At 36.3% G+C, this 6,477-nt stretch carries 7 protein-coding genes; 6 read left to right on the plus strand and 1 reads right to left on the minus strand.

All coding sequences use genetic code 11. The features are described from left to right. The first annotated feature begins 289 nt into the window (after window positions 1-289). The 6 genes from REB14_RS24215 (at window position 290) to REB14_RS13525 (ending at window position 5,549) form a co-directional block, all read left to right on the plus strand. Window positions 290-1,597 (plus strand): RHS repeat-associated core domain-containing protein, encoded by a 1,308-nt coding sequence (locus REB14_RS24215; RefSeq protein WP_425248765.1) that lies wholly within the window; start codon window positions 290-292, stop codon window positions 1,595-1,597. Then, complete coding sequence (locus REB14_RS13505) at window positions 1,594-2,034, plus strand: hypothetical protein (protein WP_309522427.1); 441 nt, start codon at window positions 1,594-1,596, stop codon at window positions 2,032-2,034. Before REB14_RS24215 ends, REB14_RS13505 begins: the two co-directional genes overlap by 4 nt. Window positions 2,035-2,163: 129 nt before the next feature. Further along, complete coding sequence (locus tag REB14_RS13510) at window positions 2,164-3,303, plus strand: RHS repeat-associated core domain-containing protein (protein ID WP_309522430.1); 1,140 nt, start codon at window positions 2,164-2,166, stop codon at window positions 3,301-3,303. A gap of 17 nt (window positions 3,304-3,320) precedes the next feature. Beyond that, window positions 3,321-3,857, plus strand: coding sequence for an STM3941 family protein (locus REB14_RS13515; RefSeq protein ID WP_309522428.1), 537 nt, complete (start codon window positions 3,321-3,323; stop codon window positions 3,855-3,857). Between the two features lie 101 nt (window positions 3,858-3,958). After that, window positions 3,959-5,245: an RHS repeat domain-containing protein gene (locus REB14_RS24220; RefSeq protein ID WP_425248766.1), complete on the plus strand. Its 1,287-nt coding sequence runs from the start codon at window positions 3,959-3,961 to the stop codon at window positions 5,243-5,245. A gap of 16 nt (window positions 5,246-5,261) precedes the next feature. After that, the gene (locus tag REB14_RS13525) at window positions 5,262-5,549 is read left to right on the plus strand and encodes a hypothetical protein (RefSeq protein WP_079240576.1); all 288 of its coding nucleotides are present in this window, start codon (window positions 5,262-5,264) and stop codon (window positions 5,547-5,549) included. Window positions 5,550-5,667: 118 nt separating this feature from the next. Here the strand turns inward: REB14_RS13525 and REB14_RS13530 are convergent, their stop codons facing one another. Next, window positions 5,668-6,072: a helix-turn-helix domain-containing protein gene (locus REB14_RS13530; protein ID WP_309522429.1), complete on the minus strand. Its 405-nt coding sequence runs from the start codon at window positions 6,070-6,072 to the stop codon at window positions 5,668-5,670. Between the last annotated feature and the right edge of the window lie 405 nt (window positions 6,073-6,477).

The raw sequence follows: 6,477 nt of genomic DNA on the forward strand, positions 1-6,477 counted from the left end.
CTCGTGAGTAAAACAAAAAGCCACTGTTTTTGCAGTGGCTTTTATATGTATAACTGGTTAATAATTATATTTCTCCACCCAATATAATTATCTAAATTTACCGCAACAAATTACCCAAAACGCTAAAGTAACCCAATATACCTACAGAGCGGATGGTGTAAAGGTAAAGAAGCTCTTTGGAGATATAGAAACAGATTATCTGGACGGTTTTCAGTATAAATCTACCTTCCTCATAGAATCATGGAATGGAGAAGGATTTTTCCAGCCTGACCCTAATGAGATTCCGGTTTTGAAACTGAGAATTATTCCCACAGCAGAAGGATATTATGATGTACTGAATGAGCGCTATGTCTATAACTATACAGATCATCTCGGAAATGTGAGACTTAGTTATACAGACACCAATAAGGATGGGATCATCCAGCCAAGAAGATATTATACTTCCATTTGTACAGGAAAATTTTGTATTGATGACTGGAAACCGGGGGAAATTGTAGAAGTGAATAATTATTATCCTTTCGGGATGATGCATAACTATACAGCCACTACTCAGAATGCCTACCAGTACAAATACAATGGTAAGGAGCTTCAGGAAAGCGGAATGTATGATTATGGGGCAAGAATGTATATGCCGGACCTTGGACGATGGGGTGTAATAGATCCGCTGGCAGAAATATCCAGAAGATGGAGTACCTATGCTTATGCTTATAATAACCCTGTAATGTTTATAGACCCGGATGGAATGCAGAATGTGTCTGCATTACATTGGAAATTTGATAGGAACAGTACTATTCTTGGAAACAGTTGGTTTGATGATTCTTACGTAAGTTCAGGCTTTGGTAATAATTTCAAAACCATGTGGAACGGAGGGGATCATGGTGGTTCGGGAAGTAGACCCTTCGTACAGACACAGGCGTTTGCAGATCTGATGGATGCATTTTATAATGGGGGAAGTGGCGGATTGGTTAATCAGAATGGTACTTTGAAATGGTGGACAGATTATGAGGATTCTGACCCAAATGTCACTGGAGTGGGACAATTTAACATGCTGAAATTAAGGCGTGAAAATTTTCCTTCAAATAAAGAAATAACTCCTTGGCAATTAGGTGTAGAGTGGCTTTCAGGAACAGGTCCAAGACATCGAGATTTTACTAATGGAGACTTAATGACAGAAATGTTAAGACAACATAGTCATGTACAAGCCACTAGGGATATTATCCTATCTAAAATGGCTTTAAGTCAAAGTAGTTTAGAGGGGTCAAATTCTTATAAGCTAGGTGGTATAAAAGGAGTTGGGCTTTATCTTAAAGATTATTCAACGTTATTAACAGGCGGGTTAACAGGGAATTTAGCTGTAACATATTTAGGATCTTATAACTTAGAATACACGGCAGCAGCATATAATAAGAGTGTAGTTGTTTCATTTCATGTTGAAAATTCTTCTACAATGCAATCTGCGTCCCGCCCTCCTGTGCTTGGCTATCTTCCAATTTGGCAACAGACAGCGGGGAAACTTATTAATGAAAAATTTAAAACAGGTTGGGGGTCTAAAACTACTCAATCATTTCACTGGACAGAAGTATTATATCTAAAATGAAAACAAAATTAAAATATTTATTAATTACACTATTAACAATTATGTTATATAGTTGTGGTGAAACTAAGCCAAAACAATCAGATTTTATAGGAACTTGGAAGTCATCTGATAATGCATATATCAAATTAAATAAAAATGGAACTTGTATTTTGAAAGGGGTCGATCATTATAAAATCAGTAGTTTTCCAAAAAATAAAAATAGAGAATTAAATGCTGAAGGAACTTGGCAGTTTACAGAAAATGTAGAAAGTGGTATTCTTGATGATATAGACAATGGAATTACTATGAAATATAATCTACCCGAGGGAACAAAAGGGGAAATTTTATTTTATATCTCAGGGCAAGGTATCAATGGAAATAACCCACCTTGGAATATTTTTATATGGGAAGGTGATCCTGATGAAATGCTAAAATACGAGTTTGAAAAAAATAATTAAATACATAAGCAACAAACTGCAAGCTAGTGTTAGCGTTCATATCAGGTGTTTCAGATGTGTTGGTAAAAAGACCACCTTGGAAATGCCAGGGTAACCTTTACCAAAAACAGCGCAGGCGTTCCTGAAATTATCGATACCAACAATTATTATCCTTTTGGGCTGAACCATATCTCAGGGGCTTTCAGTACTTCTAACTTTGGAAGTTTCTACAGTTATAAATACAATGGTAAAGAGCTTCAGGAAAGCGGAATGTATGATTATGGAGCAAGAATGTACATGGCTGACATCGGACGATGGGGTGTAATCGATCCGCTGGCAGAAACATCCAGAGGATGGAGTACCTATGCCTACGCCTATGACAATCCTGTGATGTTCATAGATCCGGATGGAAGAGAAAATGTGTCTGCATCACATTGGAAATTTGATAGGAACAGTACTATTCTTGGAAATAGTTGGTTTGATGATTCTTACGTAAGTTCAGGTTTTGGTAATAATTTCAAAACCATGTGGAACGGAGGAGATCATGGAGGAGGTTCTGGTTATTATTTTAGTGGAAGTGACGCAGTTAAAATGCTCAATTATTTTAAAGATGGAGGCACCATGGATGGACTCAGTTTTGATGGTAATGAAGCGACATGGTGGAAAGGAACACCTACTTTAACTTCTTATAGTGGGACAGATATACATGGAGAAATTGATCTCGGAACAGGATATCATGCCAAATTTAGTGAGCTTCCAATGGAAGCCTATAAAAACTGGGCAGATTGGGGAGCTACTACTGTTGGAGGAGGATTTAAATATGTTGCTAAACAGAGAACGTCTCTTTATAATAGCGGATATTGGATTGATAATCTTGGACAAAGGAGAAGTACTGCATATGCAGGAAGAGCTAGAGGATCGTTAATAGGACTAAGAAGCGATTATGTTCGAACTACTACAATGCTTGGGAAATATGCCAAAAGAGCAGGTTATGTAGGCTATGCAATCAGTGCAGGACAAATAGGGTATGGAGTTTATAAAGATGATTGGAAGTTTGGTGTTAGGGCTCAGGTAGCAACAGCAAATGTAGCCGGAGGAATGGCTGGAGCGGCAGCCGGAGCTTGGGCACTAGGTAAATTCGGCGGAGCTATAGGAACCCTTGTTGGACCTGAGGGAACGATTATTGGAGCTGCAGTTGGTGGTATTGTAGGAAGTATTGTAGGAGGAGTTTGGGGTGGTGACATTGCCGAGGGTTGGGCAAGTAAAGCATTGAATAAAGCCGATTATTAAATATAATAAAATAAATAATGAATACAATTGAAATAAAAAGTAGTAAAACAAAATTAATATTATTAGTATTAGGCTCGCTGATATTTACAATATTAGGTGTCTTTTTTGTAGTTAGTCCTCATAAATTTGCGTCTTTTATATTTAGAAGTGTAACAATCATACGTATGGTAGGAATTGTAGCAATATTGTTTTTTGGATTATGCTTGATAATTTTAATAAAAAGTTTGCTTACAAAGAAATTTAATCTTATAATAAATGAAAAAGGAATTATTGATAATTCTAGTTATGTAAGTGTAGGACTAATTTTTTGGAATGATATTAACTCAATAAAACGGATTGATGTTGTCTCAACAAAATTTTTAATTATTAATGTAAAAGATCCCAATAAATACTTAAATAAAGAAAGCGGGATAAAGAGAAAAATATTAGAGAGAACATATAAAACATATGGTACGCCTATTTCGATTTCTTCCACTACATTATCTTATAATTTTGATGAGATTGAAAAGGCTATTTCCGAATTTTATAATGAATATAAGAATGCTCCGAAGTAAAAATAAATATTAGAAATACATGTAAAAAACTAGGAACTATATTCCACCGCTTGCGCAAGGGTTTCGCTCGTGTCCGTGAATAAAACAAAAAGCCACTGTTTTTGCAGTGGCTTTTACTCTCTATTATAGAGAAACCGTTATATTTACAGTACAAAGATCATCTGGGAAATACAAGGTTAAGTTATGCGGATACAAATGGAGATGGTTTTATCCAGCCAAGAAGGTACTATACCTCCATTTGTACAGGAAAATTCTGTATTGATGACTGGAAACCGGGGGAAATTGTGGAAGTGAATAATTATTATCCTTTTGGGATGCTGCATAATTATACAATGACTACCCAAAACGCTTACCAGTACAAATACAATGGTAAAGAGCTTCAGGAAAGCGGAATGTATGATTATGGGGCAAGAATGTATATGCCTGACCTTGGAAGATGGGGTGTAATAGATCCGCTGGCAGAAACATCCAGAAGATGGAGTACCTATGCTTATGCTTATGACAACCCTGTAATGTTTATAGACCCGGATGGAATGCAGAATGTGTCTGCATTACATTGGAAATTTGATCAGAATAGTACTATCCTTGGAAGCAGTTGGTTTGGCAGTTCTTATGAAAGTGCAGGATTTGGTAATAATTTCAAAACCATGTGGAATGGTGGAGATCATGGTGGAAGTTCTCGAGCTATGCAGGGGCCTAAACCTGGTTTTTGGAAAAGTATAGGTAATGCCATTAGGTGGTTATTTGGTGGGAACAACAATAAAATTAAATTAGAAGTTGGTCCAGCAGAAAGAATACCAGAAGATTATAGTGCCAGCGGGAGCAGGTTATTTGGTTTAATACAAGGAGCCAATTATAATCATATGGCTGAATACCGCGCACGACGTGATAATCCTTTTTATAATGAAGGAGAATCTAGTCTGGACAGGTCTTTTAGACTAATGAATAGTTCCCACATAGAAATAATGCAGGACTTCGGTGGTGGTGGTTATAATATGTTTGGAGGGTATGGTAGACTTGCAAAAGCAGCTAATGCAGTTGCGGCAGCAGAGGAGACGGGAAATGGAATATCTAAAATACTTTCTTCTATCGATGAATTTGATCCTCTTGTTACATTATACAGAGGAACTAGTGGATCTGAAGTTGGAAGTGAATTTTTGTTTTTAACAGATAATGTTGAATATGCAGCCAGTTATATTAAAAATGGAGGAACAATCAATCAATACCAAATTAGTAGATCTGGGCTATACATTTTGGAACATACTCAAAGACTATCAATTAGTCCCGGACAGCATATGGGAATCTCAGGTACTTTTAATGAATATCTATTCACAGGGAAAGATTTGGTCGAAGCTTTAAATAAGCTAGGTATATCACATATTCCTTAAAGATAAAATAAATAAAATGGAAAATAAAAATTTTTGTTGTGAGAGATTAAGTTTTTTTAATAGACCACAAAATAAAGCAAGTCTCAATTTTAGAATTGTAAAATACATTGGTGATTTTAGAAAAAAAATGCTTTTACTAGATCCTAAAGCCGACGAAAAAGGATTTGTCATTACTTCAGGTTATGAAATAAGTGTAAATGATGAAAAGACTATGAGAATGGTCGTAAATTACTGCCCCTTTTGTGGTCAAAAACTGAGTGATTTTTATAAATCTGATGATTATGTACAAGAAATCATTGGGTAAAAATTGATAATGCTTTCCCCCGCTGGCGCGAGCGTCCCGCTCGTGCCCACAAATAAACAAAACCACTGCACAGCAGTGGTTTTTCGTTTTATTAGAAGTGTATTTTTTATAAGCTCTCTTACTTATCAAGCAGCTTTTCCAGTCTGCTCATCATTTCATCCTTTTCCTTCAGCATACGCTCATACAAAGCGATTTTTTCTTCGTGAAGCTGGATGATTTTGTCCATTGGGTTGATAGTACATTTATATTGCTCTGCATAAGCAACTGCATCATCTTGAAAAGTATTCGCTATAATATTCACAGCTTGCTCCTCATCAAAATTCTGAAAAGCTTCTACGGGAATTTTCAGTACTTCGGATATTTTTTCGAGTAGCTGGTTTTCGATGGTTTCTTTTTGTTCAAGTAAAGAGATCTTTTTTTGATTCCAGTCGTCGCCCAGATCAAGCGCTAATGCTTCCTGCTTGATGCCCAGCATTTCTCTGAAGCGTTTTACATTTCTTCCCTGATGTATTTTGTAGTCCATTCTTTAATCAATTTGTGAAGATTCAAAGATAATACATTCTGTAAAGTAAAGGTTAAAAAATGTCCGGTAAAATATTCCGGCCATATGTATTAAAGTGTCGGCAACTGGTTTATAAACGGTTTCTAGCCACTCATAGAGTTTCTCTAACCATTATCCTAAGTGTCTATACCACCTTCATTAAGTGAGTAAAGGCACTTCAGAGCTGCCTTTAGCCACTTAATGAAGCCTCTCCGCCCGCTGGCACAAGGGTTTCGCTCATACTCGTGAGTAAAACAAAAAGCCACTGTTTTTGCAGTGGCTTTTATATGTATAACTGGTTAATAATTATATTTCTCCACCCAATATAATTATCTAAATTTACCGCAACAAATTACCCAAAACGCTAAGGTAACCCAATATACCTAC

The organism is Chryseobacterium metallicongregator (genome assembly GCF_031324065.1).
GTDB lineage: Bacteria > Bacteroidota > Bacteroidia > Flavobacteriales > Weeksellaceae > Chryseobacterium > Chryseobacterium metallicongregator.

Excerpts from the sequence above, each read along its gene's own strand:
- REB14_RS13530 (WP_309522429.1), bottom strand. The coding sequence starts at position 6,072 with ATGGACTACAAAATACATCAGGGAAGAAATGTAAAACGCTTCAGAGAA.
- REB14_RS13525 (WP_079240576.1), top strand. The coding sequence starts at position 5,262 with ATGGAAAATAAAAATTTTTGTTGTGAGAGATTAAGTTTTTTTAATAGA.
- REB14_RS13515 (WP_309522428.1), top strand. The coding sequence starts at position 3,321 with ATGAATACAATTGAAATAAAAAGTAGTAAAACAAAATTAATATTATTA.
- REB14_RS13505 (WP_309522427.1), top strand. The coding sequence starts at position 1,594 with ATGAAAACAAAATTAAAATATTTATTAATTACACTATTAACAATTATG.